Source organism: Rhodococcus sp. RDE2 (genome assembly GCF_020885655.1).
Classification (GTDB): domain Bacteria; phylum Actinomycetota; class Actinomycetes; order Mycobacteriales; family Mycobacteriaceae; genus Rhodococcus; species Rhodococcus pyridinivorans.
In genome coordinates, this window is the sequence record NZ_AP025186.1 from 4,839,878 (window position 1) to 4,864,503 (window position 24,626).

Sequence of the window (24,626 nt, forward strand, 5' to 3'; positions counted from 1 at the left end):
CCGCGATGGCCCGGGGGTGCCGTAGATGTTCGACGAAGAGGTCAGCGTCGGGCGATGATCGCTCCCAGAGCGACGCCCGCCAGCGCGATACCGGCACCCACTCCTGCGGACAGCAGAACGGTTGCTGCCGAGGGTGTTCCGGACGGTGCCGGTGCAGCGGCCGCCGCGGCCACGGGCAGCGCGGTGGTCTTCACACCCGCACCCTCGGCGACCTCGGCCACCTCGGCTCCGTTCACGCCCGCGACGGCTGCCGCTTCGGCCGCACTCGGTGCCGTCGGCAGACCGTTGGCGATCACACCGTCGATGCCGTTGAAGAACACGCCGGCCATCTTCTTCGCGACACCGGTGATCATCCGCTGTCCGACGCCACCGACCATGCCGCCGACGACCGCGTCCGCGTCGTAGGTGAGCACGGTGCCGCCGTCACGCTCTTCGAGACGCACCGCCACATCGGCCTTGACCGTTCCCGGAGCACCGGAACCCGATGCCGTCATGACGAACGATTCGGGGCGATTCTGCTGCGACAGAACCACTTCCCCGTCGTAGGTGCCCTTGATGGAGGCCACCCCGGCGGTGATGGAGAGCTTGTAGTGGTTGTCGCTGATCTGCTCGAGCGACTGCACGCCCGGGATCGTCGCCGCGAGAACACGGCCGTCCTGCAGGCTGTCGTACACCACGTCGGGGGGTGCCTGCAGTTGCGCGGTACCGGCGATTCTCATTCGTTCTCCTTGTTTCGGGATGCCGCGTGGGTCAGACGCAGCTCGAACAACTCCGAGGGGGAAATCGGCATGCTGGTGATCGGGATGCCCTCCGCGTCCTCGACGGCCGCGGCGATCACTGCCGAGGTCGGGATGACACCGGCCTCGCCGGCGCCCTTCATTCCGAGGGGATTGAGTGCGGACGGGGTGACGGTGTGGTCCATCTCGAGCGAGTCGGGCATCTCCGTCACGAAGGGCATGAGGAAGTCCATGTACGACGCGTTGAGCATCTGCCCGTGCTCGTCGTAGACGATCTTCTCGTAGAGCGCGCCGCCGATGCCCTGCGCGACCGCGCCCTGCACCTGACCCTCGACGATGCGCGGGTTGATGACGTTGCCGCAGTCGTGCACCACCGCGTACCGGAGCACGCGGATCTCTGCGGTGACGGGATCGGTCTCGACGATCGCCGCGTGGATTCCCGACGCGAACGTCGACGTGGGCGGCGAGTAGTAGCCGGTCGCCTCCAGGCCGGGCTGCTCACCCTCGAGGACGGGCGGAACCGACATGTCGGTCTCGGCGTTCGCGAAACCCGTTGCGTGACGGGAGGCGTCGTCGAAGGCGTAGCGGAGCGGGTTCGACAGTACGGCCACGACACCGAGCGGGATCGAGGTGCCCTCCGCGCCGGGTTCGGTGCCCACCACGCACACGTGCCCCTCGCGCAGCTCGAGATCGGCGACGTCGGCGTGGAGGTGTTCCGCGGCGATTTTCTTCGCCTTCTCCGCCACCATCTGCGCGGCGACGTGGAAGGCGGATCCGGACATCACGGCACCGCGCGAGGCGAACGTGCCGACCGCATAACCGAATCGGCGGGTGTCGCCGGTGACGATCTCGACGTCGGAGACCGGCACACCGAGATCATCCGCGACGATCTGCGCGAAGGAGGTCTGGTGTCCCTGGCCCTGGGTGGTCAGGCCCGTGGCGGCCTTGACCTTGCCCGAGGTCTCGATGAGCACGTGTGCGCCCTCGTACGGGCCCGGTCCCGTGCCCTCGACGTACGCTCCCACACCGATTCCGACGCGGCGACCCTCGGCGCGGGCACGTTCCTTGTACTCCGCGAACTCGTCCCAGCCGATGAGCTTCTTGAGCTTGTCCATTCCGGCCTGGTAATCGCCGGTGTCGTAGATGAGCGGACGACCGTCCTGGAAGATCAGGTGGAAGTCGTAGGGCATCTCCTCGGGGCGGATGAAGTTGGTCTCGCGGACCTCGAGGACATCCTTGCCGAGATGCTTGGCGATGGCGTCCATCGCCCGCTCCATCGCGAACACGCCCTGGGGTCGTCCCGCGCCGCGGTAGGGCGTGACGATGACCGTGTTGGTGTACAGCGAGTAAGCGTCCACCCGGAAGGCGCGCGGCTTGTAGGGGCCGAGCACCTGGGTGGAGGTGTTGAGCAGCACGATGATGCCGTACGGCAGGTACGCGCCGTTGTCGTGCCAGATCGAGAAGTCGAAGGCCAGCAGCCGGCCGTCGTCGTCGAACCCGACGGTGACCTCGTGGATCTGCCCGCGCTCGTGGGCGCTGGAGACGAAGTGCTCGCGCCGGTCCTCGACCCACTTGACCTCGTTGGAGATCCCCGCCTGCCCCAGCTTGCGCGCAGCCCAGGTGACCATGACCTCCTCGGGCCACGGGTGGACGATCTTCACACCGAAACCACCACCGACGTCGGGGGCGATGCAGTGGACCTTGTTGTGCGCCATGCCCAGTCGCGCTGCGATCGCGGCACGGGCGGACGTCGAGGTCTGGGTGGACGTCCAGAAGGTCAGCGCCTTCTCGTCGTCGTCCCAGCGCGCGTAGACGCCCTTGCCCTCCATCGGCATCGACGCCGAACGTTCGATCTCGAGGTCGAGGGTCAGCGTGTGCGGTGCCGCGGCGAGTTCGGCCTCGATGTCGCCGAAACCGTGCTGGAGATGCGCCGCGACGTTGTCGGGCACATCCGGGTGGACGACGTGCACGGCGTTGCGTGCGGTGTCGACACCGACCACGGCCGGAAGGGCCTCGTAGGTGATGTCGATCAGCGCGCAGGCGTCCTCGGCGATGTACCGGTTGTCGGCGACGACCATCACGATCGCCTCGCCGACGTGGTTCACCTCGTCCTTCGCGAGCGGATATCCGTTGCGCGGAGCGGTGATCGCGGGGTGCGGGATGAGCAGCGGGAGGTTCTCGGCCATCTCGGGCGAGTCGGCCTCGAGATCGTCGTAGGTGTAGATGGCGTGCACGCCCGGCAGTTCGAGTGCCGCGTCGACGGCGATGTCGAGGATGCGGGCGTGCGCGTGCGGCGACCGCACGAAGGCCGCGGCGAGCGCGCCGTGCCCGAGATCGTCGAGATAGCGACCGTTGCCGCTGACGAGCCGGTTGTCCTCGACGCGCGGGATCGGCTTGCCGAACGACTTGCCCGACTCGGTGGCACCGCCGATGTCGGCGGGAGCGAGGTCGGTCGTCGTGCTCGTCGAGACCGAGTTCGAGACGGGGCTGGAGACGGGCGAATCGGAGACACTGGTCATGCTCGTCCTGCCTTTCCTCCGACCGGAGCGGTGGTGCCGCGAACCTTGGCATCGAGCGAGGCACGGGCCGCCTCGCTGTCGGGGCCGAGCGGTGAGCCTCCGGACCGTTCACGCTTGATCTCGGCGGCGCGCAACACGGCCGCCCGGATGTTCTGGTAGCCCGTGCACCGGCACAGATTGCCCGCGATCGCATCGGTCGCCTCCTCGTGGGTGGGCGATGGGTTCTCCTCGAGGAAGGCGGCGATCGTGGTGACGAATCCCGGTGTGCAGAAACCGCATTGCAGACCGTGACAGTCGACGAACGCCTCCTGCACGGGATGCAGGGTGCCGTCCGGTTCGACGAGCCCCTCGACCGTCGTCACCGAGCGGCCCTCGAGGCTCGCGGCGAGCACGAGGCACGACCGCACCGGCTTGCCGTCGAGCAGCACCGTGCACGCGCCGCACACACCGTGCTCGCATCCCACGTGGGTGCCGGTCTGGCGAAGGTGATGACGGATCGCGTCCGATGCCAGCGTGCGCGAGGGCAGCACCACCGTCTGCGTCACGCCGTTGAGGGTGAAGGTCACGGCGACGTGGTGCTCGCCGGTCTCCGCCTGCAGCTCGTCGACCTGTTCGGCGACGGTCCGCCGCGAGGCGTCGCGACCACCCTTGTGGATCGAACTCGTCATCGACTTCCTCCCGTGTGCATCGGTACCCGTGTGTCGTCGCGGATCGCGTCCTGCGCGGCCGCGAAGCCGACACGGCCGGTCAGTGCCGCCACCAGCTGTGACCGGTAACGGTCGGTGGCGTGGATGTCCGCCTCCGTCTCGACGGTCTCGCGTGCCTTCTCCGCGACCTGCTGCCAGAGCGGGTCGCGCTCGTCGTGCGCCGAGGCCCCGCGCAGGATGTCGGTGCAGTCGACGACCTGCCCGAGCTCTCCCGCGGAGACGTAGGTCATCCGGGCGGACGTCACCGCGCCGTCCTCGACCTCCACCTGCGCGACCACGCCGACGAGGGCGTAGTCACCGTGGCGTCGTGCGATCTCGTCGATGGCGGTGCCGGTACCCGGACGCGCCGCCGGCACCGTCACGCTGGTCGCGATCTCGTCGGCTTCGAGGGTCGATTCGAGCGGTCCGGCGAACAGCTCCGAGGCGGGGATCTGCCGGACTCCGCGCACGGAGCGGACGGTGAGCGTTCCACCGAGCAGCGACAGCACGGCCGGCATCTCCGCGGACGGATCGGCGTGGACGATCGAGCCGACGGTCGTTCCGCGATTGCGGATGGTCGGGTGCGCCACCAGGCGGAGCGCGCGGCCCAGCAAGGGCTGGACCTGCGCGACCGTCGGATCGGATTCGAGCGCTGCGTGGGTGGTGAGCGCGTCGAAGGTGACGCCGAGTTCCGGCGAAGCGGAGATCGCGTCGAGGCGCGGGATCGAGCCGATGTCGACGAGGTGAGCCGGTGCCGCCAGGCGCATCGACAGCAGCGGAATCAGTGACTGGCCGCCGGCGAGCACTTTGCCCTCGTGCGCGACCCCTGCAAGGATCTCGCAGGCTTCATCGATCGACCGCGGTCGGTGATAGGTGAGTGGCGACGGTTTCATTGAACAGATCCTGCCCGCATAGTGCGATCGACGTTTCGTGGAGAAGTGACAAAGCTCACCGGTCGACAATGTCAGATGTAATAGAGGTCACGCGAACTCCTTCACCCTCCCCGCGCCGCTCTCGCCGTCGGGATCGGGCTCCGTCCGGACAGGTTCTCCCTGATCGGAGGGGGTATCGGGATCCTCGGGTGCGATGTCCTTGGGGGCGATGACCCGGCAGAGGTGATAGAGACCGATCACGACGATGGTGCCCAGCGCGATGCCGCTCAGCGAGAACGTATCGGTGAACTGGAGGCTGGTATCGCCGATCGCGATGATCAGGCCGGCCGCGACGGGCATGAGGTTGCGCGGGTCGCCGAAGTCGACGCCGTTCTCCTTCCAGATCTTGGCGCCGAGCAGGCCGATGATGCCGTAGAGGACCACGGTGATGCCGCCGAGCACGCCGCCGGGGGTCGCGGAGATGACCGCGCCGAACTTCGGGGAGAAGCCGAGGAGCATCGCGATGACACCGGCCGCGGCGTAGGCGGCCGTCGAGTACACGCGGGTCGCGGCCATGACGCCGATGTTCTCCGCGTAGGTCGTCGTCGGGGAACCGCCGACACCGGTGGCGAGGGCCGTGGCGAGACCGTCACCGGCCAGCGCGCGTCCCATCATGGGGTCGAGATCGGTCTTGGTGATCTCGGCGACCGCTTTGACGTGTCCGGCGTTCTCCGCGATCAGGGCGATGACGCCGGGCAGCACGAGCACGATGAAGGTGAGGCTGAACGACGGGGCATGGATGCCGACGACACCGGCGGCTTCGTCCGTGAACGGCGGCAGACCGAACCACGGCGCGGACGCGACGCCGTCCCAGTTCACGCGGAAGTGTTCGGTGACGGCGTCGGCACCGGCGTCGTAGGAGGTGATCGGTCCGCTGATCCGGTCGAGGATCCACGACAGTGCGTAGCCGAACAGCAATGCCAGGAAGATGGCGACGCGGCCGAGGAAGCCGCGCAGCACGACACTGCCCACGATCAGCGCGATCATCACCGTCAGCGCGACCCACTGATCCTGCGGCCAGTAGGTACCGGCCACCACCGGCGCCAGGTTGAAGCCGATGAGCATGACCACCGCGCCGGTGACGACCGGCGGCAGGATCTTGAAGACCAGCGAGCCGCCGAGGAAGTGGATCACCACACCGATCGCGGCGAGCACGAGCCCGGAGACCATGATCGCACCGGTGACCTCCGACGGCGAGCCGCCCTGGGCGTAGATCGCGGCGATGCCGCCGACGAAGGCCGCGGAGGTACCGAGATAGCTGGGGATCCGGCCCTTGACGACAGCGAGGAAGAACAGGGTGCAGAAGCCCGAAAGCATGACTGCGAGTTGCGGGTTGAGTCCCATGATGATGGGGAAGACGAAGGTGGCGCCAAACATCGACACCACGTGCTGGCCGCCCAGGCCGATGGTGCGACCCCAACTCAGGCGCTCCGTCGGCGCCACGACCTGTCCCGGTTCTATGTTCTTGCCGTCTCCGTGCACTGTCCAGATGGGCATATCGGACCTTTCAGCAGAGTGTGGGTGCCGATAGCGTTCACGTGGATCGTTACGCCTGTGTTACCGATCACACGTGTACTTCGGTAGCCGCAAACGCTAACGGAGCAGCTCCGGCCCGGCGTGGGAGGAATCTGCCAGGAGCGACCTTCCGAAATTGGCAAGATCGGTGGTTGATCGTCAGGAATCGATCCCGCGCATCGCGATGATCTTGAGGGCGAGCGAAAGGTCCAGCCGCAGTTCGGGCTGCTCGGTGAAGGGACCGAGGATCTTTTCGAGTTTCGCCACACGATAGCGCAGAGTGTTGTAATGAAAATGTAACTGGCGCGCGGCTTCTGCGATGTTGATGTTGGTGGCGAGGAGCACCTCGAGGGTACGGCACATGTCCTGCGCCTCGGCCGTGCCGTCGGTCAGTTCCTTGAGCGTCTCGCGCGCGAACGACTCGAGTTCCTCGGTGTCCTCGACGAGGCTCAGCAACCGGTACACACCCAGATCGTCGAAATGGGTCACCGCCCACGGCCCGGAGATCTTGCGCCCCACTTCGAGTGCCGTGCGCGCCTGGGCGTAGAGCACCGGCAGGTCGTCGGTGGACGACGACGCACGCGAGACCCCCACACCGAACGGGCGACGTCCTCCCCCACCGGCTCCGCGCACCTGGGCGACGAGTTCGTGCACGAGGGTCATCGTGTCGCTGCCCTCACCCATGAGCACGACGGTCTCGGTCGCCAGGGCCGTGACGGACGCTCCGGAATCGCGGCCGGCGAGCGCACCCGCGAACGCGCGGGCCTGCCGTTCCACGACGGGCAGTCGCGCCGGTGCCGCCGAGGAATCGTCGTCCACGCGATCGGGTTCGACGGCGACCACCACCACCGGGCGGTCGAGATTCCAGCCGAACATCTGGGCGTGCACGATCACCTGTTCGGGTTCACCGGCGCGGCCGCGCAACAGGTCCCGGACGAAGTTGGCCCGGTGCTTCTCCTCGACCGCCGACACTGCGAGTTCACGACTGACGACGAGCGCACACACCGTCGCCGCCTGCTCCACGAGATACAGATCCGGCGCGGAGAGATCGCGTGCGGGACAGAAGAACACGAGCCGGCCGTGGTCTATGCCATTGGCGGAGATCGCGGCGATCGCCACGTACTCGTTGCCGAATCGGTGCAGACCGAGCCCGCCCTCGATCGAATCGGTCCGCACCCGGCCAGTCGCGTCGACAGCCGCCGTCGAGGACAGCCAGGCGAAATCGGACTCTTTTCCGGCCCTGTAGGTCTGGCGTCCGTCGGGCGTGGTGATCAGAACCGCCCCGCCGAGCCGGCGCGAGATGCCTTCGGCGAGCGCCCTGTGCCCACCACCCGCCATGACGATCTCGAGCAGCCCGCGACGGAGGTGATCCGCCTCGAAGACCGCTTCCACCTGAGCGACGGCCATGTCGCGGAGATCCCGCGCGAGACGGTGATCCGCGACGACCTCCTCCGGCGTCGTCAGCACAGGGAGGGGAACGTCGTCCGTGAGACCCTGCGGCAGCGGGTGTCCGGTGTCGAGTCGGACCACCAGAGCCGAGACCTCGCTCCGGTCCAGCCGCGCCAGGAAGTCGGCGACCGGCACGGCGAGTCGCGCGAGCACGGTGGTGGAGGTGACGAGCAGCAGCCCCGGACGCAACCAGGGACCGATCTCGGGGAGCATCATCACCGCGATCCCGGTGACGGGTCGCGCCGTGGAGACGTCACCGGCGAGCACCATCGGTGCGACGAGGAGACCCGAGGAGACGACGTCTGCGAGCGGGCAGGGTTCGAATACGACCGCTGCGCTGTCCTCCGGATCGGCTGCGCTGCGTCCCGGTTCGGATGCGCTGGGCCCCGGTTTCTCAGCCTTGCGCACCGTCACAGCAATACCCGTCCACCTGCCAGTCGTTCACCCCCGCATGGGAGACACGTGACATTAGAGGGCTGCCGCAACACCGTCAATCGCAGGCGGACAATCCGCAGGTCGGGCAGCGCGTCCCGCCGGGACCCGGTGGATGGGTCCGCGCAGTGTCGCGAGGCTGCGGCCGGTGGCGCCGCGCGTGCTCACGAGGATCTCGGCGAGGATCGACACGGCCGTCTCCTCCGGGGTGCGTGCCCCGAGGTCGAGTCCGATCGGCGAGTGCAGTCGTCCCAGTTCGTCGGCGGACAGACCGGCCTCGCGCAACAGGGCGACGCGGCGCTCGTGCGTGGAGCGGCTGCCCATCGCCCCGATGTATCCGGCCTCGCAGCGGAGGGCGCGTTCGAGCAGCGGGATGTCGAACTTCTCGTCGTGGGTGAGCACCGCGACGACCGTGGTGGGGTCGATCGGCGCCGACTCGAGGAAGACGTGCGGCCACGCCACCACGACCTCGTCGGCGTCGGGGAACCGGGCGGGCGTCGCGAAGACGGGCCGGGCGTCGATCACCGTCACGCGGTAACCGGCGAACTTCCCCAGCGTGCACAGGGCGGACGCGAAGTCGATGGCACCGAAGACGTACATCCGCGGTCGCGGCGCGAAGATCTCCACGATCTGCCCGCGCACCTCGTCGACGTAGACCTCCGAATCGCCGTAGGACAGGCGCAGGCGCACCTCGGCTTCGGGATCGGTGCCGTCGTCCCCGCCGAGGGTGACCACACGATGGCCGGCGGACTCCCGGTCGGTGACGACGGCGACCGGCTCTCCCGCCCCGATCCGCCGTGCCACCTCGGTGAACTCTGGATAAATGGCGGCATCGACCCGCTGCACGAACACCTCGATGGTGCCGCCGCAGGTCAGGCCCACTCCGAAGGCATCGTCGTCCGTGACGCGGAAGACCTCGGTCCGTGCGCGCCCGTCGGCGAGCACGTCACCCGCGATGTCGTACAGGGCGCCTTCGATGCACCCTCCCGAGACACTGCCCACCACTTCGCCCGACTGCGAGACGGCCATCGCGGCGCCGGGTTCGCGCGGCGACGACTTCCAGGTGCGCACGACGGTCGCGAGCGCGAACGTCTCACCTTCGTCGAACCATCGCGACAGCTCGTCGAGAATGTCCCGCACAGCGGCCTCCTTACCGGTGTGTCACAGACGCGCGGCGACGGCCAGCGCGACGTGGTCGTGGAAGGGGCGCGCGACGATCTGCACGCCGATGGGCATGCCGTCGCTCGTCCGCCCGACGGGGACGACGACGGACGGGAAACCGGTGACACTGATCGTGCGGCAGCTCGCCAGCGCCTCTTGCCAGGTGAGCAGCCGGTCGTCGACAGCGAAACGATCGTCGCCGAGCGGAGGCGCCCCGATGGACGCGACCGGCAGCACCAGCACGTCGCCCATCTCGTCGAGCAACCGATGGACCAGCGCGGTGCGCCACGCCCAGAGGCCCTCCACCTCCCGATGCTCGGCGCGACCGGCCGTGGACAGCAAGTCGCGGATGACGGCACCGAACCGGTCGGGGCTCGCCAGCGCGTCGATATCGGCGTGGGTCTGGGTGGCCCGCAATCGCCCGAACAGCTCGTTCCCCTCGACCAGCGCCGACCCGCGGTACGGATGCGCACCGAGTCGCCGCGCGCTCTCCCGGACGACGTCCACGATCTCGTCGACGACGGGGACGGTGCCGTCTCCGGGTGCCCAGGTGATCGTCAGCGCGTCGACGTCGACGGTCGCCGGATCGGTCCACGCGACGTGCGGTTCGGAGATCACGCGCAGGGCGAGGACGAGGTCGTCGAGGTTCCGCGCCATGGGTCCGACGGTCTGCAGCGCGCCGTGCACCGTCGTGAGATTGGCCCGCACGTGGTCGCCGACGAGCACCCCCGGGTACTGGCCGTCCGCGGACACCCGGCCGACGGTGGGGCGGATCGAGCACAGGCCGGTGCAGTGCGCGGGCCAGCGCACGGACCCGCCGAAGTCGGTGCCCAGTCCGAGGACGCTCATGCCCGACGCGATCGACGCGGCTTCGCCCCCGCTGGATCCGCCGGGTGAGCGCGGCGACTCGAGGCTGCCGAGCGGGTTCACGGCCGGTCCGAACATCTCGTTGTCGGTGAGCCCGGAGGTTCCGAATTCGGGCGTGTTGGTCTTGCCGACGAGGATCGCGCCGGACGCCTTCATCGCGGCGACGGCCGGTGCGTCGACGACGGGAACGTTGTCGGCCAGCGCCCTCGAGGCGGCCGTCGTGCGCACACCGGCGGTGGCGATGAGGTCCTTGACTGTGAACGGCACCCCGGCGAGCGGACCGGCCGTCTCACCACGGTCGAGGCGTCGGTCGAGAGCGTCGGCCTCGGCGAGCGCATGGTCCGCCGCGACGGTGACGATCGCGTTGAGGCGCGGGTTCTGCTCGGCGATCAGGGCGAGGTGGTCCTCGACGACCCGACGGGCGGTGACCTCGCGGCCGCGAACCATGGCGGCGATCGACCGCGCGTCGGCGCCGGTCCACGTGCCGGTGCGCTCGGTGTCGAGCGTCGGGGATCGACCGTCTACCGCCACTGGCCCTCCTTGGTCTGCGTTCGACGAGAACGCTATGGCCGACTCCGGGCCCCTCCTACGTCCACACTCCACAGGAAGCCGGTCGCCGCGGTGTGAAGAGTTGATACTTTCCCGCCGGAACGGGCCTGAGAGGATCGGGGAATGATTCCGTCCTGGGCTCGTCTCGCGTTCGCCGTGTTCGCGGTGAGCTGGGGCGCCAATCAGTTCGCCCCGATGCAGCTCGTCTACCGCGACCACCTGGGACTCGGCAGCGACTCGTTCACCGCCATGCTCGGCTCCTACATCGTCGGGTTGATCCCCGCCCTGCTCTACTTCGGGCGCGTGGCCGACCGGATCGGGCGTCGCCCGGTGATCCGGGCGATGATCCCGGTGAGCATCGTGTCGTCGATCGTTCTGCTGCTGGGTGCCGACATCCCCGCGCTGCTGTATCTCGGTCGGGTCCTCGCCGGATTGGCGTCCGGGATGGCGTTCGGAGCCGGCACCGCCTGGATGAAGGAACTGAGTGAGGGGCCGGGGGTGGGAGCACGCCGGGCCGCCGTCTCACTGTCGGCGGGATTCGGCAGTGGCGCCCTGTTCGCCGGTCTCATCGCGCAGTGGCTGCCCGCCCCCGACCGCCTGCCCTATCTCGTGCACATCGCTCTGATGGTGGTCGCGATGGTGCTGGTGTGGGCCGTCCCCGACGCGCACCGGCCCCGCACCGTGCAGGGCTCGTGGCGTCTGTCCACCCTGTCGTCCCCGCGCTTCCGGTGGGGTGTCGTGCCGTGGGCTCCGTGGGTCTTCGGATGCGCAACCGTCTCGTTCGCGACGATGCCGCCCATCGTGTCGGATCGCGTGGACAGCGTGGCCGTCGCGTTCACCGGTGTGGTCGCCGCCCTGACCCTGCTCACCGGTGCGTTGATCCAGCCCGTGGCCCGGCGCATCACCCGGCACGGTGAGGATCGCGGCGTGTGGACCGGGGTGGGCCTCGGTGTGCTGGGCTTCGTGACCGCCGGCGTCGCGGTGCTCGTCGACGGCCCGGTATCGGTGCTTGCCGTCCTCGTCACCGCCGTCTTCCTCGGCGGGGGGTACGGCATGCTGCTCGTCTCCGGTCTCGTCACCGTCGAGCACATCGCTCCCCCCGAGGAGCTCGCGCAGACCGTCGCCGTCTTCTACTGCCTGATCTATCTGGGTTTCGCGGTGCCGTTCGTCATCTCGCTCGCCGCGCCGCACGTCGGGTTCGTCGCATGCTTCGCGGTCGCCGTGGCGCTGCTCGTGCTCGCGCTCGTCCCTCGGAAGTTGCTCGCCGATCAGGAAGCGACCCTCGTCGGCTCGCGCTGAGCGAGGCCGACGGGGTCCAGGCCGACAGGGTCCAGGCCGACGGGGTCCAGGGCGCGCACGTGCCCGAGCAGATCCGACAGCGCACCGGCGACCTCCTGGGGACGGTCGGCGAGCACGCGGTGACCGGCACCGACGAACCGCACGAGGTTCGCGTGCGGCAGCCGCGCCGTCATCATCTCCGACAACGACAAGGGCACGAAGACGTCCTCCGTGCCCGCCGCGACGACCACCGGCACTCTGGCGAGCACATCGAGGGCGGCGGACTCGTCGAGCACCGCGAAGTCGGCCAGCAGTCGCGACCAGGTGACGACGGAGGTCTCGTTCGACAGCGCCGATCCGACCACCCGCAGCCACGATTCCTCCGTGCGCCTGCGTGCGGCAACCGTGCACACCCGGCCCCCGGCGCGTTTCGACAACTCCATGACGCGCGGTGCACGCGACACCGCCCGGTGCACGATGAAGGCGGCCGGATGCCGCAGATAGCGTCCGATACCGCCGTCCGCGAGTCCCGATGCTGCGGTGGCGAACAGGCCGACACCCACGATGCGGTCGCCGACGGCGTCAGGGTGACGACGGACGTAGGACAGTGCGACCATGCCGCCCATCGAATATCCCGCCAGCACCACCGGTCCGTCCGGCGCGAGGGTCCGGAGCACCGCGTCGAGGTCGTCGGCCATCCCGGAGACCGTGCACGCCGTGACGTCGCCGGTCCCGGAACGACCGTGTCCTCGCTGGTCGTAGCGGACGATGCGCAGACCCTGCAGGTCCACCGATTCGCAGACGGCATCCCAGCTCGCGGCGTCCTGGCAGTGGCCGTGCAGGCACACGAGGGTCAGACCCGCATCCCGCGATCCGGTCACCGTGGTGGCCAACGGCACTCCGTCGTCGGCAACCACGGTCACACGAGCGATCGTGTTCGGGTCCGTACTCGACGTCGGCTCGGCCATCTCGCCTCCTGCACAGCGCATCTGCAGGAGTTGTCGCGTCGCCCTCGGGTGCCGTTAACCACCGACATCGAATCGTGACGTCCGGTCGTCAGCGCGGGGCGAGCGCCCGGATCATCGGTGCGGGATCGCCCGAGGGCACCAGGGCGATGGCCGGTGTGGTCACACCTGCCTCGACGTAGCGCTCCACATGCTCGCGGCAGGCCTCGGGTTCGCCGTGGATCACGAGGGCGTCCACGACGTGGTCCGGGATCGCTTCGAGGGCGGCCTTGCGGTCGCCTTCCGCCCACGCCTTCCACATGCCGGCGAAATCGTCCGAACGGCCGAGGAATTCGTGGAAGGCCCGATAGACGGGGACGTTCATGTAGGCGGCGATCATGCGGCGGCCGATGGCGCGGGCGGTCTCGGTGTCGAAGCCGGGGAGCACGAAGATCCGCGCGACGATCTCCTTGTTCTCGCCGCCCTCGTGGACGTAGGGCGCCACGGTGCGGACGTCGTCGGCGGACAGCCAGTTGATGATGGCGCCGTCGGCCTCACGTCCGGCCAGACGCAGCATGCCCGGGCGCAGTGCCGCCAGCAGCACCGGCGGCGCCGGGTCGGGTACGACGCCGGCCCGGAAGCCGTCGACGGCGAAGGTGTCGTACTTCTCGGAGACCTTCTCCCCCGCCAGCGCCGCACGCAGGAACCGCAGGGTGTCACGGGCACGCTTGAACGGTTCCTCGAAGGGGATGCCGTTCCACTTCTCCACGATGACGTCGGAGGAGGTGCCCACCCCGAGCACGAAGCGGCCGGGTGCGGCGGCGGCGAGGCTCGCGGCCGACATGGCCAGCGTCGCGGGGCCGCGAGTGTAGACGGGGACGATCGCGGTACCCAGGCGCAGGCCGGGAGCCCACACGCTCGCGAGGGTCAGCGGGGTGAACGCATCGGCAGCGCCGGCCTCGGACGACCACACGTCCGTGTACCCGAGATCGGGGAGCTCTTCGATGATGCGTCGCTGGTCGGGCAGGGGGATGCCGTCGAGCGGGACGGTCAGGCCCCATCGTCGTGTCGTGTTCTCCGTCATGACCGTCACCCTAGCCACACTGTGGTTCAGGTCATATCCGGGCGTGTCCCGCCCCGGGCGATCGAGCCCGCCCCGCGCCCACTCCGGTCCTCGGTGTCCGGTCAGCTGTGTCCAGACTCTGTCCGAAGGTGCGCAAAGGAAGTCACGACGACCGCATCAGCCGATCGGTGCATTGAGGCTAAATCCTGTTGACGGCGCTCGGAAGTCGGACAGTTCCGACCACGCTGATGCCGTCCCGACGGAGGTCCGCGATCTGGATCCGCTAGTCTTCGGGCAGACAGAGGGAACTGATCTCGCGGACGACGAGGCGGTCGAGTGGGGCGACGGTCGTGATCGATCTGCCGTCCCACTCGAGGATTCAGCCGTCGGCCCAACTCCCCGGCGGCAGGTCGGGCTCCAACCTGTCGAGCGACGGTGCGCACGCCCTATCGGCGGGCACACAGCTCGAGGAATCGTCGGGGTTTGGCAGACAGTGGGCGCCGCCCCGCGCCCTATTGACATATCGAGTCGACGGCACAGCCTCCAGATGTGCAGGTGCGTGTCGCACACGATGGAGTGCGACCACCTCGGGGCCAGCTGCTCACTTTTCGACCGGACCCAACAACGAAGCTCAGGGATGCTCCCCGAATCATCCCTGACACGTCTCATTTCCGGTGCAGCCGAAAATGTCCCGACGATTCACCCTTTCCGTTCGGCTATCCCGAACAGTGCGACGCACAGCCGACGATTCCGACCATCCTCGTGACATCAGACACAAACCGACGCGGTTCGGTGAAGTTGGGAAGCCGGATCCTGCGGGCTCATGCCCGACGCTATTCGTGTGCGCGCCGCCACCCGCCGGCCGCCACACCACCTCTCACTCCGCCGCAGGTGACGAAGGAGAACGACGCATGAGTGACCGCCGCGACCGGTTCGATATCCAATCTCTGGCGCACGCGAAACCACTGAGCCTCCAACCCCGGGGAACTGAGATCGTCTTTACGCGGTTTCTAGGCGTGGACGGGGACCCATAGTGAGGTCCGAGCAGCTTGTCTGCGCTGCTACGAAGATCCGCGCCAGTGACGTCCGAGGATGAACGAGGCCCCTGACATACGACTCGACCGTGCAGCACTTCGTACCAGCTCTCTCGACGCTCTCGAGCGCAGCACACGCTAGCGATCAGGCCCCATCAGACATCCCGATAATCGGCACACCCAACTGACGTTTGTCGCGGCCAGCTCACACAGACATTTACCAGCGCTTCGCTGACCCGACGATCACCTCCGCCTGGTCAACCGAAGCAGCTCACAGCCGCCTCAGCCCGCCTCCCGGCTAAAAGCACCCGAAATCAGAAGGAGCATGATGACTTCCACCCACAGCTTCATCGACGAAATCACCATCGAGGAGCTCGAGGCCGATCCATACCCGTTCTACGAGCGCCTCCGCAAAGAGGCACCCATTGCCTACGTTCCCGCCCTCGGCATGCACATCGTCTCGACGAAAGAACTGTGTGCTGAGATCTCCAAAGACGACACAACCTGGCCTGCGGTGATCTCCGCTGCCGGCGGCCGCACCTTCGGCCCTCAGGCATTGCTGAATACCAACGGAGACGAGCACCGCAACCTGAGGGACATGGTCGAACCACACCTGCAGCCCTCAGCCGTCGACAAGTACATCGACGATCTCGTCCGACCGTTTGCGCGACAGCGCATTGCCGAGTTCGAGAACGACGGGCACGCGGATATCGTCGCCGCCTACTGCGAGCCGGTGAGTGTCCGCGCACTGGGCGACCTGCTCGGTCTCGGGGATGTCAGCACCGAAAAACTGCGCGAGTGGTTCCACAATCTGAGCGTGTCGTTCACCAATGCGGCAGTCGACGAAAACGGTGAGTTCGCCAACCCCGAAGGGTTCGCCCCCGGCGACCGCGCCAAAGCGGAAATCATCGCGCATGTCGACCCGAAGATCGACAAATGGATCGTCGAACCGGACCATTCAGCCATCTCGCACTGGCTGCACGACGGGATGCCGGAGGGCCAGACCCGCAGTCGCGACGTCATCTACCCCAACCTGTATGTCTTCCTGCTCGGAGCAATGCAGGAGCCCGGTCATGCCATGGCCACGACCTTGGCCGGACTGTTCAGCCGACCGGACCAGCTCGAACGTGTCATCGACGATCCGACTCTGATCCCCCGCGCCGCATCCGAGGGCATGCGCTGGGTTGCCCCGATCTGGTCCGCCGCGGTCAAGCGCGCCGCGAGAGAAGTTACCGTGGGCGGGGTCACGCTTCCTGAGGGTTCGATCGTGATGCTGTCGTACGGTTCGGCCAATCAGGACGAAAACGCGTACAACGCCCCCACCGAATACGACCTCGATCGTGCCCTGGTGCCGAACATGACCTTCGGCGGCGGAAAACACGCATGCGCCGGAACCTATTTCGCCAATGCAGTCGTCCGAATCGGACTCGAAGAATTGCTCGAGGCAATTCCGAACATCGAACGAGACGAAACCCACGAGGTGGACTTTTGGGGATGGGGTTTCCGCGGCCCCAAGCAGCTGTTTGTCGAATGGGAAGTGTAGGCGACCTCGACCTCACCCCTCCTGAATCATCTGCACAGATACGGCGAGCATCGGGAACACCCGAGGTTATCGATATTGAATTGGAGCGCTACCGGAAATGTCTGATCAATATTTGGTCCGTATAGAGGGAAAGAACACGGACATTGCCGTTGAAGAAACCCAATCCATTCTCGATGCTGCCCTGCGGGCCAACGAGTGGCTGCCCCACTCGTGCACTCAGGGAACCTGCGGGACATGCAAACTCAAGGTGCTGCGCGGTGAGGTCGACCACCGTCAGACTCCGGAGTACACCCTGACCGTCGAGGAAAGGGCCGAAGGACTGGCTCTGGGGTGTATGGCCACTCCCCGCTCGGACTTGACCGTCGAGCCGCTCGGCAACGTCAGCGATGACGGCGTGCCTCGTCATCCTCTACGCGACTATGAAGGCACCGTCGTCGTGTTGGACGACATCGCTGCCAACACGCGCAGACTGGTGATCGAGTTGGACACTCCGATGCAGTTCAATGCCGGTCAGTACGCCGAACTCATCGTTCCTGAGCACGCAGGGGCGCGGCAGTACTCGATGGCTAATCCTCCGACCGAGACTCGGCGGCTGGAATTTCACATCAAGCTCACCGCGGGCGGGTTGTCGACCGATGGGTGGATCTTCCGCTCGATGACGCTCGGGGAACGAGTCTCGCTGCGCGGCCCCCTCGGGCAGTTCAATCTCGTCGCGAAACAGGATGAACCGGCGATCTTGATCGGCGGTGGGACGGGGTTGGCTCCACTGAAATCGATCGTCCAACACGCCCTCGTCGAGGACCTTGTCCCAGAACTGTTCCTCTACCACGGCGGCCGCCGGCGGGAAGACCTCTACGATGTCGAATTCTTCCGCGATCTCGAACACCGGCACCCGCATTTCCACTACCGACCCGTTCTCAGCGAGGAGCAGTGGGAAGGGGCAACCGGGCTGGTCACCGATGTCGTGGTCAGCGACTTTCCCTCGTGCAAGGGGATGAGTGCATTCCTGTGCGGCCCACCCGCGATGGTCGATGCGGCGGTCAAGGCACTCAAGCGCAGGCGTATGGCTCCTCGATTGATCTTCCGCGAGGAGTTCGCCATCACGCCCGCAACCAGCACAGCGCCGGCAGTGCTCTGACCTTCAGGATCCACCACGACAAGAGTCTGGGGCAGCGCGTATGTACTCGCTGCCCCAGACTTTGTTCGTTGCCAGTTCATTCGCCCGGGGACGTAACCCGCAGATCTTCCGCAAAGCTGGACCCGAAGGCCGTTCTGTAACCCCGCCCCCGTGAACCGCCGAGCATGCAAGAACCCCAATTGCGCGACTTCAGTGACGTCGGCGGATGCACGGTCCTGCGCGGTTAGGCGTCACCGTATCCAGCTCGCGTCCTCGGATGTTCCGAGTCCCGATTTATCGAGCATGGCAAGTGGCGGGAAATATTGCCTTCAGCCCGAGTAATCCGAGGAGGCTGGCTCGCCCGGCAGCTCGCTCTGCGCTCTGCTGCAGTTCACCAACGGCATCGGTCCATCAGTCTTGACCACCGTGTTCACAGGCAATCGCCCCTCCGAACCAGGGGCGGCCATCACCTCGGCCTTCGTCACAATCCTTGGTATCGCGACTGCCGGCCTTTTTCGCATTCCTACCCCTGCCCGCCACAGCTCTAGGCGAGCACAAGCATCTCGTACAGGCCAGTTCTACTGTGCACCAGAGCAATGCACCATCGAATTCGACAGTATGTCTTCACAACTGATGCGGGATATCCACACGAGACATCCTCTCGAGGTCGAGAGCAGACTCGACAGCCTCGATATCAACGGCCTCCATAGGGCGACCGGTCAGCGCTTGCAGCACTACCTCGAGATCGCGTGCGGTCACCGATTCGGTCGTCGAATCTGATACTCGATAACGAATGGGATACTCCATGACATCTCCTGACAGGATAGGGAGACAAGACATCTGGTAGCACTGCTCAACGGACCCAGCTGGGCTGCGACGGTATCCCTGCGAACTTCGCCATCAGCGCCAGCAGCCCTTCCCAGGGTGGAGTTGACGCTCAATGCCGTCATCCCGAACCGACACCGATTTCCTTCACAGCAGAGGAAGAACTCGACCGCCACGGACCTCATTCGAGACCACCCGCCGATGGGCATCGCCCCTCAGTCCGTCGATTCGACTACACCAACGGCAATTCTGTATGGGAAGCGCTCCTGTACACACAAAGGTCTCCGATGTGGAGAGTTGTTCAACTCGCTGTCCACATCGGAGACCTCAGGCTCTCAACAACAATCACACGATTGCGGTTGAGCGGGTGCACGATCCCGATCAGGCGGGCGAACCGGAAACCGCCCGCGAGTGGTCGATGTCGTCCGGGATGGCCTGCTCGGCAGCAGCCACATCCGGATCCTCGATCGGCGCGCCGGGACCGAAGTGAGCGAACTTCTCGATGTGCTGATCCAGCGCGAGCGGATTGGGAGTGCCATACGTAAAGTACGTTTCCCACGGCAGCTGCGCACCGCCAACAGCGAGACCGGTATCGATGTCGGACATCTGCCAGGTCTTGGTCTCAGCGTCAGGATCGAGATGCAGATAGCCGGCTTCACCGAACAGCTCGATACGGTTTCCACCGGGCTCGAACACGTACAGGAACTGCCCCTGGGTGATGCCGTGCTTATCCGGACCAGCCTCGATCCGGATGTCATAGTCACGGAACATCTCGACCGCGTCGGCCAGGTGCTGTCCGGTGCCGTAGTAGAACGCCACGTGATGAAGCTTGCCGTTCCCACCGGTCATGTCGCGCATACAGGCAACTTCGTGACCGAGCAGGTTCGAGCTCATCCACGCCCCGATTTCGACGTTGCCGTCGACGACACGTTCAGTGGTCCGGAACCCGAGGTGCTGCTCGAACGATTCCTTGAGCGCGGTGACATTCGACGCCATCAGGTTGAGGTGATCGATGCGCTTGACCGGAATACCCGACAGCGGCTTCTTGGAAGGACGCGAAAGGATCTTGCTCTGCAGCGCCGTCGGGGCGACGTACTTCTCGACCTCCCACAACAACTGCAGGTTGTGTCCATCCGGGGACTGGAACTCGAAGGTCTTGCCGTAACCGAACTGGTCCTCGCTCCACTTACCGTCGACGTTGCCCTGCTCGAGCGATGCCACCCGACGTTCGAGTGCTTCCGGAGAGCTCGCGCGCAGCGCGGCGTGACCCATTCCTGCCTCGGGTGCCTCGGTGACCTTCAAGCTCCACTGGTACGGATCCTCGTAGCCTCGAAGGTATACGGACTGACCCTCCCGATGAGTGACATACATGCCGAGGAACTTGGTGAAGAAGTCGAGCGTCTCCTGCGGCTTGGGAGTGAACAGTTCGGCGCGGGCGAGATGCGCGATATCGAATCGAGCAGTGAGTTCGGTCATGGCTACTCCTGATCTGAGCTGTCCGGGCGAGCTGCACCGGGCTGTGGTGGTGACCACGAGCTTGCGGCGATGTAAACCAGGCAGTCGCCGACATCCGGGATAACCGAACAGGGACGTTCCCGACCGCGCACATGTTCAGGACCACGGGATTTCCGCCTTCCGACCAGCAACCCCTTCCTAGCGTCGAGCCCATCACCCGAGAGTTCAGGGAAGGCCGCACAGATGAGTCGATTGAAAGCTGCGATCGTCGGATCCGGCAACATCGGAACAGACCTGATGTACAAGTTGCTGCGATCCGAGCACGTCGATCCCATGTACATGATCGGTATCGATCCGACCAGCGAGGGGCTCGAACGAGCCCGACAGGAAGGCCTCGAGGCCTCCGCAAAGGGAATCGACTGGCTACTCAACCGGCCCGACCTTCCCGACGTGGTCTTCGAAGCGACATCAGCGAAAGTCCACGCCGCCGCTGCCCCGCGCTACGCCGAAGCCGGCATCCGCGCGATCGATCTGACACCTGCCTCAGTGGGCCCGTACGTGGTGCCGGCCGTGAACCTCAGCACGCACCTGGACGCGCCGAACGTGAACATGGTCAGTTGCGCCGGCCAGGCCACCATCCCGATCCTGTATGCCATCAACGAGGTCGCCGACGCGTCCTACGGCGAGATCGTCGCTGCCATCGCCTCGCACAGCGCCGGACCCGGCACCCGGCAGAACCTCAGCGAATTCAGCGAGAAAACCGGCAAGGCACTTGCCCAGGTCGCCGGAGCCGATCACGCCAAGGCCATCTCGGTGATCAACCCAGCCGAACCACCGATGAACATGCGCGACACGGTCTACGCCAAAGTCCGCAACCCCGACCCGGCCGCGATCGAGCGCGCAGTGATCGACATGGTCGCCAAGGTCCAGCAGTACGTCCCCGGCTACACCCTGCGCCTGGTCGACGTCGACGGCGACCAGGTCACCGTCATGCTCGAGGTCGTCGGCGCCGGCGACTTCTTGCCCACCTACGCCGGAAATCTCGACATCATCACCGCCGCCGCCGTGCAGGTCGCCGACGTCATGGCCCAGCGCACCCTCGTCAAGGAAGCAATCCAGTGACCACCACCGCCACCACCGATACACCCCGCAAGGTCACCCTCGTCGACACCACACTGCGCGACGGCATGTCGTCGGTCTCGCATCAGTTCACCACGCAGAACGTCGCCGATATCGCCCGCGGACTCGATCAGGCCGGCATCCCGACCATCGAGGTCGCCCACGGCATCGGCCTCGGCGCCTCGTCCATCCAGTACGGCTTCGCCGCCGCCACCGACCCCGAGTACGTGCGCGCCGCGGTCGACGCCGTCGACAACGCCGACATCGCCGCGCTCTACGTGCCGGGCATCGCTACCCTCGCCGAACTGCAAAGAGCGATCGACGCGGGCATCAAAACCGTCCGGGTAGCGGTGCACTGCACCGAAGCCGACTGCGGCCAGCAACCCATCGAATGGGCGAAAGAACAAGGCCTCAACGTCATGACGTTCCTGATGATGAGCCACAAACTCGACCCCGAGCCGCTCGCCGAGCAAGCCGCCAAGCTCGATTCCTACGGCGCCGACGTCGTCTACGTCGTCGACTCTGCCGGCGCCATGGTGCCGCAGCACGCCGGCGAGCGCGTCGCCGCGCTGCGGCAGGCGATCTCCGCCGACATCGGCTTCCACGCCCACAACAACCTCGGGGTCGGTATCGCCAACGCTTTGGCCGCCGCGGAGAACGGGGCGACATTCATCGACGGATCTCTGCGCGGGCTCGGCGCCAGCGCCGGCAACGCCCAGACCGAGGTATTGGCCGCCGCGTTCGAACGAGCCGGCTGGGACACCGGCGTCGACCTGTTCACACTCATCGACACCGCCGAGCACGTCGTCGCGCCGCTGATGAAAGAACCCCAGATCGTCGACGAGACCGCACTGATCCTCGGCTACGCCGGTGTCTACTCGACGTTCTTCCATCCCACCAAGCGTGCCGCGAAGAAATTCGGTGTCTCCACCCGCGACATCCTGATCGAACTCGGCCGACGCGGTGTCATCGGCGGCCAGGAGGACATGATCATCGACGTCGCTTCCGAGCTCGCCGGCCGCACCTACGAACTCCCGGCCCGCGCCGGAGTCTGACACAGGAGACTGTCATGACCCACACCCACAACGCGCCGTCGATCACACAGGTCCGTCATCTCATCGGCGGCGAATGGAAGCACGCATCGGACGGAGCAACTTTCGAATCGATCGATCCGCACGACGGGTCGCTACTCGGTGTCGTACCCAAGGGCACCGCCGAAGACGGACAAGCTGCGATCACCGCCGCCCGCCACGCCTTCGACAGCGGGCCCTGGCCACAGATGTCGCCGAAGGAACGCGCAAAGATTCTGCACGCGGTCGCCGACAAGGTCGACGAGCACCGCGAAGAACTCGCCCAGCTCGAAACCCGCGACGGCGGTAAGGGCATCAACCAGTCCCTGCACGCCGAAATCCCGCGCGTGGCGCACAACCTGCGGTTCTTCGCCGACTACGCGTCGATGGCCGCCAACGAGGCCTACCCCGACGGGGATCTGCTGTCCTACGTGCTCTACCCGCCTGCCGGCGTGGTCTCGGCGATCAGCCCCTGGAACGCACCCCTGATGCTGGCCACCTGGAAGATCGCGCCCGCCCTGGCGTTCGGTAACACCGCAATCCTCAAACCGGCACCCCAAACCCCACTGACTGCACACCGCTTCGCCGAACTCGCACTCGAAGCCGGACTGCCCGACGGAGTACTCAACGTAGTACACGGTTTCGGTGGCGAAGCCGTCGCCGGCCCGCTGACCTCCGATCCGCGAGTCGACCGGATCACCTTCACCGGGTCGAGTGCCACAGGAGTCAAGATCCTTCAGGCAGCAGCACCCAACCACACGCCGGTCTCCGCCGAGATGGGCGGAAAGTCCGCAAACATCATCTTCGCCGACGCCGACCTCGACGTGGCCGTACCGATGTCGATCCGTGCGATCTTCGGCGGCAACGGACAGGTGTGCCTGGCCGGATCCCGACTGCTCGTGCAGAACAGCATCATGGACGAGTTCCTCGAGCGGTTCGTCGATGAGGCGAACAAGCTCAGCGTCGGCGATCCGAAGGATCCGTCGAACTTCATCGGCCCGCTCATCGAACAACGCCATCTCGACAAAGTCCACGGCTATGTCGAACTCGCGCAGCAGGAAGGCGGGAAAGTCGTCACCGGCGGCGCCCGTCTGACCGGCGACGCCCACGCCAAGGGCTTCTACTATCCCCCCACCGTCATCACTGGGCTGACCAATGACTCCCGGACCGCGCAAGAGGAGATCTTCGGGCCCGTCGAAACCGTCCTGGGTTTCGACACAGAAGACGAGGCACTGCGCATCGCCAACGACTCACGCTATGGCCTGGCCGGGATGCTGTTCACCCAGAACCTCGACCGCGCCCACCGGATGGCCGCGCGCTGGAAGGCCGGCACCGTATGGATCAACTGCTTCTTCGAACGCGACCTGCGTCTCCCCTTCGGAGGCGAAGGCGCCAGCGGCCTGGGACGTGAAGGCGGTCAGTACTCCCGCGACTTCTTCACCGAACCGCGCGCCGTGACCCTTCGGCTGCGCGGCTGATCCGGTCCTTCGACTCATCCACGTGGGCGGCCGGTGCAGTAGGTGCTGCACCGGCCGTCCCCGCTTCTCCCCGAGGAGTAATCACCCGTGACCTGCCCAAAGTTGTGTGTCGTCGTCGGCGCCACCGGTGCGATGGGCACCGAGTTCACCCGACGCCTGGTCCGTCGAGGCCTACGCGTGATCGCGGTCGCGCGCAACGCCGAAGACCTCAAAACCCTTGCAGCCGAAAACAGCCTGATCATCCCCTGTGTCGCCGACATCAGCGACGACAGTGCGATCGAGGCGATCTCCGCCTATGTCGACGCGCCGATCCGGATGGCCGTGTTCGCCGCGGGTCTGCCGGTACGTGGTTCCGCCGACACCATCAGCCCCGGCGAGCTTGCTGTAGGGGCGAACATCAAGGTCGGCGGGCTGGTACGGCTGCTGCACGCAGTCCGCGGCCAGCTGGTCCCCGGATCGCGATTCGTCGCCGTCGCCGGATCGCTCGGTTTCGAACCCGGCCCGCTCGACGCCGCGCCGGGCACCGTCAACGCCGCAGTGTTCAATCTGATGCGCCAGCTCAGCGCCCTGTACGGACCGAAGGGCATCACCACACACACCATCGCGCCCGGCCCGGTCGACACGCCACGGCTCCGCAAATTCGTCGAAACCGAAGCAGCCGAGACCGGCCGCGATCTCGACACCATTTGGGAGCGCTACCGCGCCAAGACCACGCTCGGCCGGTTACCGACGCTGGACGAGCTCGGCTGGATCCTCGAGATGCTGCTCGCCCCCGAGGCGAGCGTGCTGCACGGCAGCGTCCTCAACGTCGACGCCGGCACACGCCACGGCGTCCAGTAGAGCACCACTCCCG

General features: G+C 66.5%; 19 protein-coding genes. 7 read left to right on the top strand and 12 right to left on the bottom strand.

Features of this window, described 5'->3' with window-relative positions:
• Positions 1 to 41 precede the first annotated feature (41 nt).
• From LPH33_RS22550 to LPH33_RS22585, 8 genes are all read right to left on the bottom strand, one after another.
• Positions 42 to 719, bottom strand: a complete 678-nt coding sequence (locus tag LPH33_RS22550; RefSeq protein ID WP_229566166.1) for an SRPBCC family protein — start codon at positions 717 to 719, stop codon at positions 42 to 44.
• On the bottom strand, positions 716 to 3,256 hold the full coding sequence (cutA, locus tag LPH33_RS22555; RefSeq protein WP_229566167.1) for an aerobic carbon-monoxide dehydrogenase large subunit: 2,541 nt from the start codon (positions 3,254 to 3,256) through the stop codon (positions 716 to 718). Before cutA ends, LPH33_RS22550 begins: the two co-directional genes overlap by 4 nt.
• Positions 3,253 to 3,924, bottom strand: a complete 672-nt coding sequence (locus tag LPH33_RS22560) for a (2Fe-2S)-binding protein (protein WP_229566169.1) — start codon at positions 3,922 to 3,924, stop codon at positions 3,253 to 3,255. Before LPH33_RS22560 ends, cutA begins: the two co-directional genes overlap by 4 nt.
• Entirely contained in the window at positions 3,921 to 4,835 is a 915-nt protein-coding gene (locus tag LPH33_RS22565; protein WP_229566171.1) for an FAD binding domain-containing protein, read from the bottom strand. The genes LPH33_RS22560 and LPH33_RS22565 overlap by 4 nt, the downstream gene beginning before the upstream one ends.
• An 87-nt stretch (positions 4,836 to 4,922) precedes the next feature.
• The gene (locus LPH33_RS22570; protein WP_229566172.1) at positions 4,923 to 6,371 is read right to left on the bottom strand and encodes a uracil-xanthine permease family protein; all 1,449 of its coding nucleotides are present in this window, start codon (positions 6,369 to 6,371) and stop codon (positions 4,923 to 4,925) included.
• Between the two features lie 177 nt (positions 6,372 to 6,548).
• Entirely contained in the window at positions 6,549 to 8,252 is a 1,704-nt protein-coding gene (locus LPH33_RS22575) for a helix-turn-helix domain-containing protein (RefSeq protein ID WP_229566174.1), read from the bottom strand.
• Between the two features lie 54 nt (positions 8,253 to 8,306).
• Complete coding sequence (locus LPH33_RS22580) at positions 8,307 to 9,410, bottom strand: XdhC family protein (RefSeq protein ID WP_229566176.1); 1,104 nt, start codon at positions 9,408 to 9,410, stop codon at positions 8,307 to 8,309.
• A gap of 21 nt (positions 9,411 to 9,431) precedes the next feature.
• Positions 9,432 to 10,829 carry an amidase gene (locus tag LPH33_RS22585; protein WP_229566177.1) on the bottom strand — a complete coding sequence of 466 codons (1,398 nt, stop codon included), beginning with the start codon at positions 10,827 to 10,829 and terminating at the stop codon, positions 9,432 to 9,434.
• A gap of 141 nt (positions 10,830 to 10,970) precedes the next feature.
• On the opposite strand from LPH33_RS22585, the gene LPH33_RS22590 reads away from it, so the two are divergent.
• On the top strand, positions 10,971 to 12,146 hold the full coding sequence (locus tag LPH33_RS22590; protein ID WP_229566179.1) for an MFS transporter: 1,176 nt from the start codon (positions 10,971 to 10,973) through the stop codon (positions 12,144 to 12,146).
• Here the strand turns inward: LPH33_RS22590 and LPH33_RS22595 are convergent.
• Complete coding sequence (locus tag LPH33_RS22595) at positions 12,116 to 13,093, bottom strand: alpha/beta fold hydrolase (RefSeq protein ID WP_229566181.1); 978 nt, start codon at positions 13,091 to 13,093, stop codon at positions 12,116 to 12,118. The two genes, LPH33_RS22590 and LPH33_RS22595, sit on opposite strands and share 31 nt — an antisense overlap.
• 88 nt (positions 13,094 to 13,181) lie before the next feature.
• A complete protein-coding gene (locus tag LPH33_RS22600) occupies positions 13,182 to 14,153 on the bottom strand; it encodes an LLM class F420-dependent oxidoreductase (protein ID WP_019290753.1) in 972 nt (323 codons plus the stop codon).
• 1,341 nt (positions 14,154 to 15,494) lie between these two features.
• On the opposite strand from LPH33_RS22600, the gene LPH33_RS22605 reads away from it, so the two are divergent.
• Both LPH33_RS22605 and LPH33_RS22610 read left to right on the top strand, forming a co-directional pair.
• Positions 15,495 to 16,709, top strand: coding sequence for a cytochrome P450 (locus LPH33_RS22605; RefSeq protein ID WP_229568470.1), 1,215 nt, complete (start codon positions 15,495 to 15,497; stop codon positions 16,707 to 16,709).
• A gap of 97 nt (positions 16,710 to 16,806) precedes the next feature.
• The gene (locus tag LPH33_RS22610) at positions 16,807 to 17,847 is read left to right on the top strand and encodes an NADH:ubiquinone reductase (Na(+)-transporting) subunit F (RefSeq protein ID WP_019290748.1); all 1,041 of its coding nucleotides are present in this window, start codon (positions 16,807 to 16,809) and stop codon (positions 17,845 to 17,847) included.
• 603 nt (positions 17,848 to 18,450) lie between these two features.
• Here the strand turns inward: LPH33_RS22610 and LPH33_RS22615 are convergent.
• Positions 18,451 to 18,633, bottom strand: a complete 183-nt coding sequence (locus tag LPH33_RS22615; protein WP_138844707.1) for a hypothetical protein — start codon at positions 18,631 to 18,633, stop codon at positions 18,451 to 18,453.
• 399 nt (positions 18,634 to 19,032) lie between these two features.
• Entirely contained in the window at positions 19,033 to 20,127 is a 1,095-nt protein-coding gene (locus LPH33_RS22620) for a VOC family protein (protein ID WP_060650080.1), read from the bottom strand.
• Positions 20,128 to 20,349: 222 nt separating this feature from the next.
• On the opposite strand from LPH33_RS22620, the gene LPH33_RS22625 reads away from it, so the two are divergent.
• The 4 genes from LPH33_RS22625 to LPH33_RS22640 all read left to right on the top strand — a co-directional run bounded on the left by LPH33_RS22625 (position 20,350) and on the right by LPH33_RS22640 (position 24,613).
• A complete protein-coding gene (locus LPH33_RS22625; RefSeq protein ID WP_071936089.1) occupies positions 20,350 to 21,228 on the top strand; it encodes an acetaldehyde dehydrogenase (acetylating) in 879 nt (292 codons plus the stop codon).
• Positions 21,225 to 22,280, top strand: coding sequence for a 4-hydroxy-2-oxovalerate aldolase (dmpG, locus tag LPH33_RS22630; protein WP_071936088.1), 1,056 nt, complete (start codon positions 21,225 to 21,227; stop codon positions 22,278 to 22,280). Before LPH33_RS22625 ends, dmpG begins: the two co-directional genes overlap by 4 nt.
• A gap of 14 nt (positions 22,281 to 22,294) precedes the next feature.
• Positions 22,295 to 23,773, top strand: coding sequence for an aldehyde dehydrogenase (locus LPH33_RS22635; RefSeq protein WP_064257722.1), 1,479 nt, complete (start codon positions 22,295 to 22,297; stop codon positions 23,771 to 23,773).
• Positions 23,774 to 23,860: 87 nt separating this feature from the next.
• Complete coding sequence (locus LPH33_RS22640) at positions 23,861 to 24,613, top strand: SDR family NAD(P)-dependent oxidoreductase (RefSeq protein WP_024102192.1); 753 nt, start codon at positions 23,861 to 23,863, stop codon at positions 24,611 to 24,613.
• Positions 24,614 to 24,626: the final 13 nt, after the last annotated feature.